Source organism: Bisbaumannia salifodinae (assembly GCF_055388505.1).
In genome coordinates, this window is record NZ_AP043781.1 from 2,917,498 (window position 1) to 2,932,297 (window position 14,800).

Here is a 14,800-nt window from a genome sequence, read left to right on the forward strand (position 1 = left end):
GACTGTTCAGGTGACGCTCAGGGCGCGTCGCCCGACGCCCTCGTCGCCGCCTCGCCGGTCTCGGCGACCTGCCCCTGGGAGAGAACCTGCTCGGCGCTCCATTCGTCCAGCACCACCAGGCTGATGCGCCGGTTGACCGCATCCTCCGGCTCGGTGTCCTCCATGGGCACCCGATCGGCCAGGCCGGCGACCCGCAGCAGGCGATCCGCCTCCAGGCCACCGGCCACCAGCTCGCGCCGGGAGGCATTGGCCCGGTCGCTGGAGAGCTCCCAGTTGCTGTAGCCGCGATAACCGCCGGCATAGGGCACGCTATCGGTGTGGCCACTGATGCTGAGGCGGTTGGGCAGTTCGTTGAGCAGCGGCGCGATGGTGCGCAGCAGCTCGCGCATATAGGGCGCCACCCGGTCGCTGCCCAGCTCGAACATGGGGCGCCGCTCGGAATCCACCAACTGGATGCGCAGCCCCTCCTGGGTCAGGTCCAGGTGCATCTGGTCACGCAGCAGGCGCAGCTCCGGATGGGCCTGGATCGCCGCCTCGATGCGCCGTTGCAGCTCGCGCAGGCGACGCCGCTCCTCGGCACGACCGCGGTCCCGCAGGCGCTGTTGCTCGACGGCGCTGCGGCTCTGGTCGCGCAGCTCGATCCGCGCCCGCTCGCCTTCGGCATGGGCCGGATCGGGGCCGCCACCGGGAATGGCGCTGTCGCTGGAGGTGGTACGGTCGCCGCCGGCGATGGCGGTGGTCAGCGGCGTGCGAAAGTATTCGGCCACCGCCTCGAGCTCCTCGCGACTCGATGAGGAGAGGATCCACAACACCAGGAAGAGCGCCATCAGGGCGGTCATGAAATCGGCCAGGGCGATCTTCCAGGCGCCGCCATGGTGGTTATGCACCACCTTCTTGCGGCGAATGATGATGGGGCGGCGCTGATCGCTCATGCGCCACCCTTGGCCGCGCGCACGTGTTCCTCCAGTTCGATGAAGCTGGGGCGCTCGGCGCTATGCAGCGCCTTGCGGCCGAACTCCACCGCCACCTGGGGGGCACAGCCGTTGAGGCTGGCCAGCAGGGTCACTCGCACGCACTGCAGCATCTTGACGCCCTCGGCCACCTGGCGCTCGATGCGGTGGGCCAACGGATTGACGAAGCCGTAGGCCAGCAGGATGCCGAGGAAGGTGCCCACCAGGGCGTGAGCGATCATGACGCCCATCTCGTCGGCGCCGGCATCGGCGGAGCTCAGGGCCTTTACCACCCCCATCACCGCCGCCACGATGCCGAAGGCCGGCAGGGCATCGCCCACCTTGGCCAGGGCATCGGCGGGGACATTCGCCTCGTGTTCGAAGGCCTCGATCTCGTGGAGCATCAGCTCGTCCAGCTCCAGGGGATCCATGCTGCCGCTGACCATCAGGCGCAGGTAGTCGGTGAGGAAGCCCATGATCAGGGAGTCATTGAGGATGCGCGGATGCTCATTGAACAGGGCGCTCTCCTCGGGATTATCGATGTCGCGCTCGATGCCCAGCATGCCTTCCCGGCGCATCTTGGCCAGCAGCTTGTACTGCAGGGCCATCAGTTCCATGTAGGCCTCCTTGTCATAGCGCGTGGTGCGCTTGAGCTTGGAGGCGGTACGCAGGGTCGCCATGATCGCCTTGCCGTTGTTGGCGGCGATAAAGGCGCCCACGGCGGCCCCGCAGATCATCAGGATCTCGGTGGGCTGGTAGAGGGGGCCCAGGTTGCCGCCGGCCAGCACGAAGCCGCCGAAGACGGAGAGGGTCACGATCAGGAATCCAATGGGTATCAGCACGGCCAGGGTCCTTCGCTACTGCATGGATGGCATCATTCGGGTTATCGGCATCCGCGCAGGCGACTTGAGGCGGCCCACGAAAAAATCTCGCCAGGATGCACGAGGCCCCGCCGCCGGAACACCGGGGCGGGGCCTCGATCACGCCGAGAAGAGAGCCCTAACGACTCGCCACGCGGGCCTCGGGAAGGCCTTGCGCCGGGGCCTCCTGGCGCTTGCTCTTCTTGGTCTTGCCGGCCCGGGAGGGGGGCTGGCAGATGCCACACACATAGCCCTGCCCCGGGGTATGGGCATGGGTCACGAAACGCCCGCCACAGCAGGTGCACTCGGTGAGCTCGAGCATCTCGCTCTCGAAGAAACGCACCAGGGTCCAGGCCCGGGTCAGCCCCAGCACCGGCTCGCCACCATCGAAGGCCACCTGCTCCAGGTAGAGCCGGAAGGCCTTGACGAAGCCCTCCATGCGGGCACAGCCATGATCCTCGGTGAGCCGCAGGTAGAAGTTGTAGAACAGCGACGAATGGATGTTCGGCAGCCAGGTGATAAACCAATCGGTGGAGAACGGCAGCATCCCCTTGGGAGGCGACATGCCGCGCACCTCCTTGTAGAGCTTGACGAGTCGGCTGCGACTCAGCTCGGTCTCGGTCTCCAGTACCTGCAGGCGGGCCCCCAGCTCGATCAGCTCGATGGCGAGCTGCACCTGGTGCATCTCCTTGACCAGACTCTTGTCAGTCACGGCTCACCCCCTCGTGTCGATGGAGGCGGCGCCGGCCCCGATGGCCGACATCAGCAGGGCCGCATGGGAAGAGCCCAGCCCCTGGTCGCGGGGATTGCTGGTGAGCCGCTCCAGTTGGGTGACGTTGTCGAAATTGAGGCGACAGAGCAACTGGTTGGTACGCGCCAGGCGACCCAGCTGCTTGCCGGAGAGGGAGAGGATCAGATCCGCCATGGCGTCGTCCATCTTGAGACGGAACATGGCCGTGGCGCGATCCTCGCTGAGTAGCCGTTGCACCAGCAACAGATACGACAGATTCAGATCCTGGATGTCATCCAGAACACTATCCATTTGCATTATGACAGATTCCCTACATACCCAAGTGTTCCGAGGTCGCGTCGATGACGCCCCGATTCTTATGGCCAATCGCTATGTTTGTGCTTGTGGCAATCAGCTTGCCTTTTATTAGGCATGATCGTACAGAGTTGTAAGATTTTTATGACAGCTTTTCAAGCCACGCCCATAAACGGTCGCTCTGACCGTCTCCCGGCGCGGGTCCTGGTTGCGGGCGAGAACTTTGCAAAAACAAGCCATTGTCGACGGTAATCGGCGACACCCGACGGGCGTTCGGTATACAAAAAACTACACAAAGTGGGGTCAAGCTCACCGAAGGGAGGGGATTATCGGGCCTCACCCCGCTCGACGTCCCTGACCCAGATCAATAACTCCGCAATCACCTGGTAGAGGGCCGGCGGGATGCGCTCGTCCAGGTCGAGCTGCATCAGCAAGGCCACCAGTTCCGGCGAGTCATGGACCTGCAGGCCGCTCTCCCGGGCCGCGGCGATGATCCGCTCGGCCAGTTCCCCGTAGCCCTTGGCCAGCACCCGGGGCGCCTCGTCGCCGTCGCGATAAGCCAGGGCCACCGCCTGGCGACGCCGCCGATGCTGTCGGGTATCGCTCATCGGTCACTCTCCTCCAGCACGATAGGCCAGGGCCACCGCCTGGCGACGCCACCGATGCTGCCGGGTATCGCTCATCAGGAGGCCTCCTCGGCCGGCCGATGGCGTGCCGCCAGGCGCGCCTCGAAGCCGAGCGCCTCGAGGCGCTCGGCCAACCGAGGCAGCCCGGCCTCGAGGCGCCCCACCACCGCGGCATCGCCGCTGTCGAGGGTCAGATTGAGGCGCCGCGACACCAGGTGCAGCCGAACGGCGAGTTCACCCAGTCCGGGCAGCACCAGGGTCAGCTCCGAGGCCCAGGTCTCGTCCCGCCCCTCCTCGCCTTCCGCTTCCTGGCGGGCCCGTTCCTCGTGCCCCGCCGGCAGTTGGATCATCAGGGCCATGAAGATCCCCGACCAGACGTCCCCCTCCCAGCGGACCACCGGGTTGACCAGCAGCTCCAACTGATGGCGCAGCAGCCCCTGGAGGGACTCGGCGACGGGCTCGCCGGTGCGGACGGCCAACGGCTCTCGCCGCTCCTCGCCGGGCTCGGCGACCTCGCCCTGGGCGGCGGCCTGTTGGGCCTGGGCCACAGGCGGCGCCTGGCCGCCGGGCGACACGGGCCGGGCCTGGTCGGGTGGCGCCGTGGATGGCGAGGCCGGAACCAGGGGGGCGCGCCCCTGGCTCAGGGCCTGGGGCTCGGCACCGGCCAGGCGAGGGGCCGAGGGCGGGAGAAAGGGCGGAGTCACGGCAGGCGGCGAGGCGGCGGTCGGTGTCGTCGCGCCCCGCTCTGCGCCACTCCCCAGGCTCGGTGGCGCCGCGGGTGAGGGGCGCCAGGGGGCCAGGGGGGGAGGCGCCTCCGCGGGGCGAAAGCTCAGGGTCCGCCACTGCTGGGGCTCCTGGGCCAGGGCGGCCCGGGGCAGCTCGCCGCGGTACCAGCGTGCCAGGTGGGATTCATGGAAGAGGCCGCTATGGCGGATGCTGCCCTCCAGACGCTGGGCCAGGGCCTCTCCCCCAGGCGCCTGCCCCTCGGGTACCAAGGGAGCCGGGGGACGCACCGCCGAGGGCGGCGCCGGAAACCTGATCAAGAGGTCGGCGATGGTACGGGCGGTGGGGCTGAAGTGGGTCTGGAAGGAGCCCGCGGCGGGCGGCGTCGCCGCCTGGGGCGCCACCGGACGCCCCTCGCCACGTTGCGCCGTCGGCGCCAGATCGGCAATCGGCGGACGGCGCCCATCCAGTCGGGAGTCGCTGTGCAGGGCCCGGGTGGCATCGGCGGCATTGAGGGGCCGCACCGGCTCGTTGAGGTCCCGGGGCGGCGCATGGTCCACCCGCTTGCCCAGCACCTGATGCAGGAGGGTGTCGAGGATGGGGGTGATGCCGCTCACGGGGTGCCTTCGGGAAAGCGCTTCCAGGCCTCGATCACGGCGCTTTCGGGATGACGGTAGGCGCGCTCCAGGTCCCGCTTGCGGCGGGAGCTACCGATCAGCTCGCCCAGTTCGTCGCGTCGCGCCACCAGGTGTCGGCGCACCTCCATGTCCTGTTCGAGGATCTGCTCGAGCAGGCTGGCCTTGCGCTCGCGCTGGGCCGTATCGAGGGCCTGCCCCTGGTCCTCACGGGCGAGTCGCTCCACTTCCAGCACATAATGCGACTCCTCCTCGATCAGGGCCTCCCAGGCCTCATCCCGGGCCTTGGCCAGCATCCGCGTGGAGCGCTCCAGCAGGGCCTCGTAGCAGGCCAGCAAGCGTTCGGCCTCGCCCGCACCGGACTCAGGGTGCCGTGTCATGATTATCCCCCCTGGCCGGCGCGACCGATCTCACGCCAGGCCGAACCGATATCCTCCAGCAGGCGCTCGGCCTCATCGAGGGCACCGGCATCGTTATGCAGGTTGGCCCGCAGCAGCAGCCGGGCAATATAATCATAGAGCGAGGCCAGTTGGGTGGCGACTTCGCCCCCCTGCGCCTCGTCCAGCGCCGCCGCCAGGCCATTGTTGACGATATCCAGGGCCTTGGAGATCGCCTGCCCCTTGCCCGCCGTATTGCCCTGCTCGAGATGCAGCCGGGCGGCACGGATCGCGGCCTGGGCGCCGTCGAACAGCATCACGATCAACTGATGGGGGCTGGCCGCCATCACCCCGCTCTCGACGCCGACCCGGGCATAGGCGCCGGCTCCCTTGGCATGGCCCTTGGCATAGGCGGCTGCACCGCGTCTGGCACTCATCATCTGGCTCCCTCGTTGATCGGCCGATCTCCCCTGGATATCGGCAATGACTCTCTGCTTACCTATTGTGACCGACGGCCCCAGGCCACCAGGGGGCGATAAGCCACGATCTTTAACGTTAATTTTCCTTATCGGCCCCGCCAGGGTGGGACTTGAGCGGGATCATGCGATTTTCCGCACTTTTCAGGCCGACGGCAGCGGCAGGGATTCCACCGGCTCACCCAGGGCACTCAGCGGCCCATCATGCAACAGCGCCCCGAGCCCGGCATGGGGGCGCCGCGCCTCCTCGACCCGATTGACCAGGCTGGGCAGCCCCTGGCGATCCAGGCGTCGCACCCAGGCCAGTTCGCCTCCGGCATAGCGCACCAGGGTGCCCACCGGGAAACGCCCGAAGTGAGCGATATAGCGTTTGACCCAGCGCTGCTCGAAGCGCTCCGGGTGGGCCAGCAGGTGGCGATAGACGCCCTCGATATTCCAAGCCGGCCGGTCCACCCGCGGGCGGCCCATGGCATCCACCACGTCCACCACCGCCGCCAGGCGCGCCAGCTCCGGCAGGTCGCGGCCGCGCTTGCCCTGGGGATAACCGCTGCCGTCGAGGCGCTCGTTGATGCCGCCCACCACCGCCGCCACCACGCTGCGCGACAGCCAGTGACAGGGGGCCGCCTGGTCCAGCATCAGCGCCACATGGCCCTGCAGCTGGCGATACTGGGCCTCGTTGAGGGACGGGGCCTGTTGCAGCTCGGCGGGCAACATGCCCTTGCCCAGGTCATGGATCATGGCCGCCGCCGCCAGGCTCTTGCGCAACCCCTGGGGCAGTTGCTGGGTGGCCACCAGGTCCACCAGGCGCACCGCCACCGCCAGGCCGTGCTGCACCAGGGCGGCCTCATGGGCCAGGCAATTGAGGGCGAAGAGCAGCTCCTCACGGTCCTCGTCCAAGAGCCTCAGCAGGCGGTCGGCATTGCGCGACAGCTCGATGCCATCCAGCCCATGGCCCTGCTGGAGGTCGAGGAGCTGGGCATCCAGATAGGCGGCCAGGCGTGCCAGGCGCCGCGCCATGGCGGTGGGGTAACTCTCGGCGCGGCGGCGCCCCACCGCCGGTGCCGACTCCGAGGGCTGGAACAGCGACGACGGCGTGCGGGTGGTATCGCCATCGCTGGCATGGCGCGCCGCCTCCCGCTCGATCTCGCGCACATAGAACCATAACAGGCGTTCCTGCTCGGGGGAGACATCGACGAACTGGAAGCCCACCTGCACCAGGTAGCGCTCCGGCTCGGGCTTGACATGGCGCACCTCGGCCAGCAGCGAGAGGCGCTGGCCATTGGGAAAGCAGAGCTCCAGCTCGAGGCGCTCCGGGGCCCTGGGCAGGCTGCCGGAGGCCATCGCCGGCAGCTCCACCCGGCAGCCCTCCACCGAGAGGTCGCGCAGGTCGCCCTGCAGGCTGGAGGCGCCGCCCAGCTCGCCCTGCAGGGCGCGCAGGATCACCCCCACCTCCATGCTCAGGCGCAGCTCGGCGCGATAGCTGGCGCGGCGCTGCAGCACTTCGAGCCACTCCGGGCAGGCGCAGCCACACTGCAGCCGCCCCTCCACCTCGTGGCACTCCTCCAGGGTCAGCCAGGGGCTGCGCAGCCGCTTGCCGTGGACCTGCCCCTCCAGCCGGAAGCGCTGGCCACGACGCAGGGGACCGAGGATCTCGCGAATGGCGGTGATATCCAGCAACAGCGACTCGCCCAGGCGGGCATCCAGCACCAGCACCGGCAGCGGCGCCTGGCCCTGCCCCTCCAGACACAACGAGGCGCCACCGGGCTCGGTCAGGGTCTCGAGCAGGTCGCGGAGTTCCAGGGGGTTGTCCACCCTTTGGTAGTCGGTCTCGTGCTGCGCCATCCGTGTCCTCGTTGATCAGCCAGGAGGGCCCGGTGGTCCAGGCCCCGATAAGGGATAACGAGGCTATCGGCCGTCAGCGCCCGGGCTTGAGGGAAATTTCGGGTTCTTCGCCCTTGGCTATCGCTCGGCACGGCCGAGCTCCCACCACCCCAGTGGCAACCCGCACCGTGGGAGCGCGGATTCCGCGCGATATCGCCCACAGGGCGATCTGGAAGGCCTTGGCTGCCACCCAGGGCGCCTATCGGCGCCAATCGCTCGGGGAACCCGAGCTCCCACCACCCCAGTGGCAACTGCGGCAGTCAGGCGTCGGCGCCGGGCGCCAGCCAGTCGCGGACGAAGGCCGCCGCCGGCAGCGGCGGTGCATAGAGATAGCCCTGCCCCTCGGGGCAACCCAGGGCCAGCAGCGCCTCGGCCTGGGCCTGGGTCTCGACTCCCTCGGCCAGCGCCGAGAGCCCCAGACTGTCGGCCATGGCGATGATGGTGGTAACGATGGCGCTATCGTTGGGGTCGCTGAGCATCTCGCGCACGAAGGAGATATCGATCTTGATCTTGTCGGCGGCGAAGCGCTTGAGATAGGCCAGGGAGGAGTAGCCGGTACCGAAGTCGTCGATATGCAGCGCCAGCCCCGCCTCCTTGAGCCGCCGGGTCATGGCCACGGCATGATCCGGATCGTTCATAAAGCCGCTTTCCGTCAACTCTAGCGCCAGCCGCTCGGCCGGCACGCCATGCCTCGCCAGGGCCTCCAGCAGCAGTGTCGGCAACTGGTCATCATCGAACTGCGCCGAGGAGACATTCAGCGCCAGGCGACCGGAGAAGCCCAGCCCCCGGGTCCGCCACTCGGCCAGCTGGCGGCAGCCGGCATCGATCACCCAGGCCCCCAGGCGGTTGATCAGGCCGCGCTCCTCGGCCAGGGGGATGAACTCGGCGGGGCTCACCGCGCCCAGCTCCTCGTCGAACCAGCGGCACAGCGCCTCGGCGCCGACCAGTCGCCCACTGGCCAGGTCCACCTGGGGCTGGAAATAGAGGCTGAGCCCATCCGCCTCCAGGGCCCGGGCGAGGCGCGCCGCCATGCGTAACCGCTCCCCGACCCGCGCTCCCAGGTGCGACTCGAAGACGCAGTAGCGCTCGCCACGCTGCTTGGCGTGGTACATGGCGATATCGGTGTGCTTGAGCAGCTCCCGGGCGCCGTCGGCATGCTCCGGGTAGAGGGCAATACCGATACTCACCTCCACCTCGAAGGCCTGACGCTCGATGACGATGGGCGCCTCCAGGGCCCGATGCAGGCGCCGGGCGGTGGCACAGGCACCGGGACGCTCGGCGGGATCGACCATCACCACGAATTCGTCGCCCCCCAGTCGCGCCAGGTACTCACCCTGCTCCAGCACCGCCGAGAAGCGCTCCGCCACCACCACCAGTACCCGGTCGCCCACGTCATGGCCCTGGGTATCGTTGATCTCCTTGAAACGGTCAAGGTCAAGGAACAACAGTGCCAGGGAGTGGTGGCGAGGCGTGCCCAGGGCTTTCTCCAGGCGCTGGGTAAAGGCGGTGCGATTGGGCAGGCCGGTGGCGGGATCTTCATAGGCCAGGCGGCGGATATTGGCCTCATCGGCCTGGCGGGTCAGCTCCGCCGCGACCCGGGAGGCGAAGATCTGCAGCAGGCTGGTGATAAAGGCGGTCTCCTCCAGGGGCTCGGCGAACATCACCCCCAGCAGGCCGATCACCTCGCCGTCGCGGCTCTCCAGGCGCCGCCCGGCATAACCGCGCACCCAGCCGAGGGCCTCCCGGGAGGCCGGCGGCAGGCGCTCGGCGGCATGGTCATGCACCACACACTCTCCCCAGGTGAGGACATGCTCGCAGGGGGTGCCGGCCAGCCAGTAGGAGAAATTCTCCAGGGTCTCGCCCTCCACCACCGCCGCCAGGGTCATGGCCTGGCCCGGGGTATCGCAATCGACCCGGGCGATAAAGCCCAACTGGCCGCCCATGGCCCGGGCCATCTGGCGCGCCAGTTGATCGAGCCATTCGGCGCCGCTACGCGCCGAGACCGCCCCGGCGATGGTCATCACCGCCTGCTGAATGCGCTGCTGCTCACGGCGGTTGCGCAAGGTCGTGATGCCGAAGGCGAGGTTATCGGCGAGCTCGCCGAGCAGGCGCAGCTCGTCGTCGTTGATCACCTGGGGGCGTCCCTGGTAGAGCAGCAGCAGGCCGAAGGCCTGGCCCTCACGCTTCAGCGGCAGGGCAACGGCGCCGTGGTAGCCGTGCTCCCGGGCCGCCCGGCGCCAGACGAAACCGGGATCCGCGTCAATATCCAGCACCACCTGGGCCTCGCCGCTGCGCAGGGCGCGCCCCGCCGGGCCATGCCCACTGGGGTCCTGCGCCGACCAGCTCAAGGAGAGCTGGGCCAGGTAGCCGGCGCCGAGGCCGGCATGGGCCAGGGGACGAATGGAACGAGCGTCGTCGTTGCGCGCCTCGCCGACCCAGGCGAAGCGATAGCCGCCCACCTCCACCGCCAGGCGACACACCGCCCCGAGCAGCTGTGTCTCGTGGGTGGCATGCACCAGGGCGGCATTGCAGCGACTCAACAGGCGCAGGGCCCGGTTGCTCGCCTCCAGGCGCTGCTCGCGATGCTTGTGCTCGGTGATATCGCTGATCACCCCCTCCAGCATCGGCTCGCCGCTGACCTCGTCCACCACCTGTTGCCCCTGCTCGCGAACCCAGCGCTCCTCCCCCGAGGCGGTAATCAGTCGATAATTCACCGCGAAGGGGCGGGCCTTGGCCTGGGCCCGATGGGTAGCCTGCAGAAGCCACGGCCGGTCATCGGGGTGGATCAGACCGGCGAAGCGCCGGGCATGCTCGCCCAGCAGGGCCTCGGGGGGATAGCCGGTGATGGCCTCGGCGCCCTGGCTGACGAATTCCATGGTCCAGCGGGGGTCGTCATGGCAGCGGTAGACCATACCCGGCAGATGACGCATCAGGGTCTCCAGGCGCCGGGTCGTGATGCGCCGCGCCCGCTCCGCCATCTGCCTCGCCAGCTCGGCGCCGGCCCGTGCCGCCGCCAGACGCAACAGCTCCTCGACCAGCGGCGAGGCCCGCATGACCCGGGAGTGCAGGGCCGCCACCAACCCCAGGGCGCGCCCACCCGGGGAAAACATGGGCACGCCGATATAACTCTGCACCCCTAGCTCGGCCAGCATGACATCCTCGGGAAAACGCTCGACCACGCCGTTTGAGAAGTGACATAGGGCCGGCCCCACCACCCCTTCGCAGGGGGTACCGGCCAGGGGATAGGGCGCGGCATCGAGATGTTGCCCCCAGGACCAGAAGCTCAGTGGGTAGGCCCACCCCGCCTCGGTGCGCGCCACCAGCAGGTGATCGACGGCGAGGATCTCGGCCAGGCAACGGCTCAGGCGATCGAAAAAGTCGCCATGGGCCTCCAGGCTATCGGCCAGGCGGCGAAAGGCCGTCAAGGCATCGATGGTGCGGGCCTGGACGGAGGTATCATGGGTCTCATGACTGGCGTCGCTCATGGGCCTCCTTGGCCGATCGGCTGGATATCCTCGAACTTCCCCGTGGCGCTGAAATGGAGCCGGAAGCGGCCATGCACCCCATCGCGCCCGACAATGCGCCGCAGTGCCACCGCGGGGAAGGCCACGCTGCGTCCGTCGAGGCTAAGGGTGACCACCCTCTCGGCGCGCCCCTCGTAATAGGCCAGGCAGGCCTCGGGGGACAGATCGAGCCGGATATCGATGCTGGGCATGGTGATCGCGAAATATGGCCCTTCCCGGGGATATTACCGGCTTATCGGCCCGCGGCGGCCAAGCTTGAGGACACCCGCTCAGGCATGACGCCGCTGATCGAGCAGGGCCAGGGCAGCCTCGGCGGCATCCACCATGGACGCACAGTGGTTGAAGGCCAGCAGCCGCAGCTCGTGCTCCAGGTCATCGGCCGGCCAGGTCTCCAGCACATGCCCCACCTCATGGGCCAGCCTCAAGCGCTGCTCCAGGCCGAGCTTGGCGGCCTTGTTGCAGATCAGCTCGATCAGCGACTCGGGCAAGGCCTCCAGGCGCAGTTGCGCCAGTTGGGCCGCCTCGCGGCCGCGATGATAGGACAGGGTGACCTCGGGTCGATTGACATAGTGCAGCCGCCACAGGCCATGGCTAGCGCCCTGAGCGTCGTGGGAAATAGCGAATCGTGTAGTTATGTTCACCGGCGCTCCTTCAATAGCGATGGCGTTCACCGACGCCCGTCGGGGACTGACGCGTCCTTACATCAGGGATATCGGCTGATCGACAGGCCACTTTAATCAGACAACCTTGATATGGCCGGTCGAGGGATTATCGGGACCACACGATTCGCTCCTCGATTCGATGCGTGCCCCCTGCCGGCCCACTCGATCGGCCCTCGCCCCCCCCCCCCCGGGGATGAGCAGCGTGTTTGGCCTCGATCGCCCCTTGGATCGATCACTCGGCAGCGGCGAAGAACGCATACAGAATGTATACAAAACAACACATAACTAAGTAAATATTGCCTCTCTCCGGTCGATAACCGAGTTAGCCAAGCCCGGTACCAACGTATGTGGCATGGCCATCACCTACGCACGCTTCCATACCCCGGCAGCTCAGACCGGGGGACGCTCTATGTAAGGTCAAAAATCAAGTATGAAACGCTCTCTTACGGTCAAATCTGTTTTTCTGATTCTCTTCGCCGCGGTCTTCGGGCTGGCCCTCCTCCTGCTGGGGGCCTCCCACGCTTCCCGACAAGCAGGGGTCGCCCTGGATGAGGCCAATCAGTCCCGCTACGATTCCTTTCTGCTAGCCACCGAGCTGCGCCAGAGTTCCGAGGCCCTGACGCGCCTGGCGCGCAGCTATTTAGTAACCGGTGACATCACCTGGCGCGAGCAGTATCAGGCCGTGGTGGATATCCGCGCCGGTCTGGCGCCTCGGCCCGAGGAGTATGTGCGGGTTCACTGGGACTACCTCGCGGCGGGCGAGCCCTCGCCCCGCGACCTGGGCCCCGCGGCGGCCCTGCTCGAGCGCATGGAGGCGGCCGGCTTCAGCGACGCCGAGCTCGCCGCCCTCGGCGAGGCCGAGCGCCGCTCCACCGCCCTGGCCGAACGCGAGGCCCAGGCCATGGCCCAGGCCGAGGCGGCCCATCGCCGCCTGGACCGGGGCGACCAGGGCGCCATGGCTGACCTCCAGGCGTCACTGGAGCTGCTCTTCGGCGATGAGTACCATCGCCTCAAGGCAGGAGTCATGGCTCCCATTGACGATTTCTATGGCCTCCTGGATGCACGCACCGCCCAGCAGGTAGCAATAGCCACCGCCACCCGGGACCGCTGGAACGCCATCGTCCTGGGCCTGGCCATTCTCTTGGTGGCGGCGGTCGCCCTACTGCTCTGGTGGGGCTACCGCGGCATCCTCGGCCAACTGGGTGCCGAGCCTGCCCGGGTGCGCGAACTGGTGGAAGGTGTCGCCCAGGGTGACCTGTCCCAGGCTATTCAGGTCGGCAACGCCAAGACCACGAGCCTGCTGGCAACCCTGGCCCGAATGCAGGAAGCGCTACGCCAGGTGGTAAAACAGGTGCGCGATGGTAGCGAGGGTGTTGCCATCGGCGCCGAACAGATCGCCGCCGGCAACAGTGACCTCTCCCAACGGACCGAGGAGCAGGCGGCCAACCTGCAGCAAACCGCGGCATCCATGGAGCAAATCGCCAGCGCGGTGCGTAGCACCGAAGCAAGCGCTACCCAGGCGGTAAACCTGGGCGAAGATACCCGTCAGGCGGCCACTCAGGGAGGAGAGGTGGTCAATCAGGTGGTCGGCACCATGGAGGAGATTCAGGCCTCCTCCCGGCGCATTGCCGATATCATCGGCGTGATCGATGAGATCGCCTTCCAGACCAACCTGCTGGCCCTCAATGCCTCGGTGGAGGCGGCCCGCGCCGGCGAGCAGGGCCGCGGCTTCGCCGTGGTGGCCGGCGAGGTACGCAAGCTGGCCAGTCGCAGCGCCGAGTCGGCCCAGGAGATCCGGCAACTGATCCAGGACAGCGTCGGCAAGGTGGATAGCGGCAGCGAGCTGGTGGGCCGTGCCGGCGAGACCATGCAGGGCATTCTCGACCAGGTACGCCAGGTCGGCACGGTGATCGAAGAGATCAGCGCGGCCACCTCCGAACAAACCTCGGGGCTCGATCAGGTCAATACCGCCGTGACCCAGCTCGACGAGGTCACCCAGCAGAATGCCTCCCTGGTGGAGGAGGCAGCGGCCGCCGCCGAGAGCCTCGATAGTCAGGCCCGCCAACTGGTGGTGGCCGTGGGGCGCTTCCGCCTGGGGGATGAAGACGCCCACGCTCCGAATCAAAAGTACTCGAACCGAGCGCTGCCAAGCGCCGAGCCCGCCACCCTGTAAACCAGCCGGAGGCCGGGACATCGATAGCATCTCGGCCTCCGGTATTCTACCGCCCCCCTTGATATCGATCAGGCTTCGGGAGGAAGATCATATCTCTGGCTAGCCGCACGCAATAAACCGACCGGAGATGTCGGTTAACACAACAACGAGAAAGGAAGCAGGTACGCAATGGAGCTCAAGATGTGGTGGACATTACTCTTCAGTGGGACCGCCCTGGTGGCGGCGATCTGGGTCGCCCTGGCCTACTACCGCAGCCATCTACGCCAGAAGGCACCGCCAGAAAGCAGTGAGAATGCTCCCGCCACACCGGCCCCAATGGTTGCCAGCGGCAAGCAACCCGCCGCCCCGCAGCGCCACTCACGACGCCCCTCCCGGGAACAGGCCCAGGCCCTGAAACAGTGCTGGTTCGTGGTCTTCGATACTCCCTCGGCACAGGCCAATCACGGGCTCGTCGAGCTGCTGAACGCCCACAACGCCTTCTATGACACCGGCCCAGGGGTCTACTACGTCACCTCCCAGAGCGCCAGCTATCAGCTGACCATCGCCCACTCCAGCTCCCCCGGGCGACTGCCGCCGCTGCATCAGGATGGCGACCACCCGCCGGTGGACGGCATCTCGGTACTGATCAAATTTATCAACAAGCAGAGCGTGGTCCGAAACCCCACCACCTTCGTCGACCTAGTGATGGCGGTGCATGCCCTGGGTGGACGCATTCTTACCACCGACCGCGAGGAAATCAGCCCCGAGGCGTTCAAGGCACGGCTCACCGATACCTCGCCGGCCAGTGCCTGATTTCCCTTAACCTGAACTGATCATTGTCGGAGCTCGGCTCCGCCGAACGATGGGTGCCACCTGGCGCCCTTTAATC

Annotated in this window: 14 protein-coding genes; 2 read left to right on the forward strand and 12 right to left on the reverse strand. The window is 67.6% G+C overall.

Annotated elements, in window-relative coordinates; all coding sequences use genetic code 11:
* Positions 1 to 17: 17 nt before the first annotated feature.
* The 12 genes from motB to ACZ5EF_RS13760 form a co-directional block, all read right to left on the reverse strand.
* Entirely contained in the window at positions 18 to 932 is a 915-nt protein-coding gene (motB, locus tag ACZ5EF_RS13705; RefSeq protein WP_346063355.1) for a flagellar motor protein MotB, read from the reverse strand.
* A complete protein-coding gene (gene motA / locus ACZ5EF_RS13710) occupies positions 929 to 1,792 on the reverse strand; it encodes a flagellar motor stator protein MotA (protein ID WP_346063354.1) in 864 nt (287 codons plus the stop codon). The genes motB and motA overlap by 4 nt, the downstream gene beginning before the upstream one ends.
* Positions 1,793 to 1,949: 157 nt before the next feature.
* Positions 1,950 to 2,522 carry a flagellar transcriptional regulator FlhC gene (flhC, locus tag ACZ5EF_RS13715; RefSeq protein ID WP_346063353.1) on the reverse strand — a complete coding sequence of 191 codons (573 nt, stop codon included), beginning with the start codon at positions 2,520 to 2,522 and terminating at the stop codon, positions 1,950 to 1,952.
* A 3-nt stretch (positions 2,523 to 2,525) separates the two neighbouring features.
* The gene (flhD, locus tag ACZ5EF_RS13720) at positions 2,526 to 2,858 is read right to left on the reverse strand and encodes a flagellar transcriptional regulator FlhD (RefSeq protein WP_346063352.1); all 333 of its coding nucleotides are present in this window, start codon (positions 2,856 to 2,858) and stop codon (positions 2,526 to 2,528) included.
* A gap of 323 nt (positions 2,859 to 3,181) precedes the next feature.
* Positions 3,182 to 3,463: an EscU/YscU/HrcU family type III secretion system export apparatus switch protein gene (locus ACZ5EF_RS13725; protein ID WP_346063351.1), complete on the reverse strand. Its 282-nt coding sequence runs from the start codon at positions 3,461 to 3,463 to the stop codon at positions 3,182 to 3,184.
* 74 nt (positions 3,464 to 3,537) lie between these two features.
* Complete coding sequence (gene fliK, locus ACZ5EF_RS13730; RefSeq protein ID WP_346063350.1) at positions 3,538 to 4,821, reverse strand: flagellar hook-length control protein FliK; 1,284 nt, start codon at positions 4,819 to 4,821, stop codon at positions 3,538 to 3,540.
* Positions 4,818 to 5,219 (reverse strand): flagellar protein FliT, encoded by a 402-nt coding sequence (gene fliT / locus ACZ5EF_RS13735; RefSeq protein WP_346063349.1) that lies wholly within the window; start codon positions 5,217 to 5,219, stop codon positions 4,818 to 4,820. Before fliT ends, fliK begins: the two co-directional genes overlap by 4 nt.
* Positions 5,220 to 5,221: 2 nt before the next feature.
* Positions 5,222 to 5,653, reverse strand: a complete 432-nt coding sequence (fliS, locus tag ACZ5EF_RS13740; protein ID WP_346063348.1) for a flagellar export chaperone FliS — start codon at positions 5,651 to 5,653, stop codon at positions 5,222 to 5,224.
* 183 nt (positions 5,654 to 5,836) lie between these two features.
* Positions 5,837 to 7,534 (reverse strand): HD domain-containing phosphohydrolase, encoded by a 1,698-nt coding sequence (locus tag ACZ5EF_RS13745; protein ID WP_346063347.1) that lies wholly within the window; start codon positions 7,532 to 7,534, stop codon positions 5,837 to 5,839.
* A gap of 299 nt (positions 7,535 to 7,833) precedes the next feature.
* Positions 7,834 to 11,058: a sensor domain-containing protein gene (locus ACZ5EF_RS13750; RefSeq protein WP_346063346.1), complete on the reverse strand. Its 3,225-nt coding sequence runs from the start codon at positions 11,056 to 11,058 to the stop codon at positions 7,834 to 7,836.
* Positions 11,055 to 11,288 carry a DUF2835 domain-containing protein gene (locus ACZ5EF_RS13755; protein ID WP_346063345.1) on the reverse strand — a complete coding sequence of 78 codons (234 nt, stop codon included), beginning with the start codon at positions 11,286 to 11,288 and terminating at the stop codon, positions 11,055 to 11,057. The genes ACZ5EF_RS13750 and ACZ5EF_RS13755 overlap by 4 nt, the downstream gene beginning before the upstream one ends.
* A 78-nt stretch (positions 11,289 to 11,366) precedes the next feature.
* The gene (locus ACZ5EF_RS13760; protein ID WP_346063344.1) at positions 11,367 to 11,738 is read right to left on the reverse strand and encodes a hypothetical protein; all 372 of its coding nucleotides are present in this window, start codon (positions 11,736 to 11,738) and stop codon (positions 11,367 to 11,369) included.
* Between the two features lie 451 nt (positions 11,739 to 12,189).
* On the opposite strand from ACZ5EF_RS13760, the gene ACZ5EF_RS13765 reads away from it, so the two are divergent.
* Both ACZ5EF_RS13765 and ACZ5EF_RS13770 read left to right on the forward strand, forming a co-directional pair.
* The gene (locus tag ACZ5EF_RS13765) at positions 12,190 to 13,932 is read left to right on the forward strand and encodes a methyl-accepting chemotaxis protein (protein WP_346063343.1); all 1,743 of its coding nucleotides are present in this window, start codon (positions 12,190 to 12,192) and stop codon (positions 13,930 to 13,932) included.
* Positions 13,933 to 14,112: 180 nt separating this feature from the next.
* A complete protein-coding gene (locus tag ACZ5EF_RS13770) occupies positions 14,113 to 14,724 on the forward strand; it encodes a hypothetical protein (protein WP_346063342.1) in 612 nt (203 codons plus the stop codon).
* Positions 14,725 to 14,800 lie beyond the last annotated feature (76 nt).

What these genes read in the sequence shown, in the direction of transcription:
- motB (WP_346063355.1), bottom strand. Translation starts at nt 932, where the DNA reads ATGAGCGATCAGCGCCGCCCCATCATCATTCGCCGCAAGAAGGTGGTG.
- flhD (WP_346063352.1), bottom strand. Translation starts at nt 2,858, where the DNA reads ATGCAAATGGATAGTGTTCTGGATGACATCCAGGATCTGAATCTGTCG.
- ACZ5EF_RS13725 (WP_346063351.1), bottom strand. Translation starts at nt 3,463, where the DNA reads ATGAGCGATACCCGACAGCATCGGCGGCGTCGCCAGGCGGTGGCCCTG.
- fliT (WP_346063349.1), bottom strand. Translation starts at nt 5,219, where the DNA reads ATGACACGGCACCCTGAGTCCGGTGCGGGCGAGGCCGAACGCTTGCTG.
- fliS (WP_346063348.1), bottom strand. Translation starts at nt 5,653, where the DNA reads ATGAGTGCCAGACGCGGTGCAGCCGCCTATGCCAAGGGCCATGCCAAG.
- ACZ5EF_RS13745 (WP_346063347.1), bottom strand. Translation starts at nt 7,534, where the DNA reads ATGGCGCAGCACGAGACCGACTACCAAAGGGTGGACAACCCCCTGGAA.
- ACZ5EF_RS13750 (WP_346063346.1), bottom strand. Translation starts at nt 11,058, where the DNA reads ATGAGCGACGCCAGTCATGAGACCCATGATACCTCCGTCCAGGCCCGC.
- ACZ5EF_RS13755 (WP_346063345.1), bottom strand. Translation starts at nt 11,288, where the DNA reads ATGCCCAGCATCGATATCCGGCTCGATCTGTCCCCCGAGGCCTGCCTG.
- ACZ5EF_RS13765 (WP_346063343.1), top strand. Translation starts at nt 12,190, where the DNA reads ATGAAACGCTCTCTTACGGTCAAATCTGTTTTTCTGATTCTCTTCGCC.
- ACZ5EF_RS13770 (WP_346063342.1), top strand. Translation starts at nt 14,113, where the DNA reads ATGTGGTGGACATTACTCTTCAGTGGGACCGCCCTGGTGGCGGCGATC.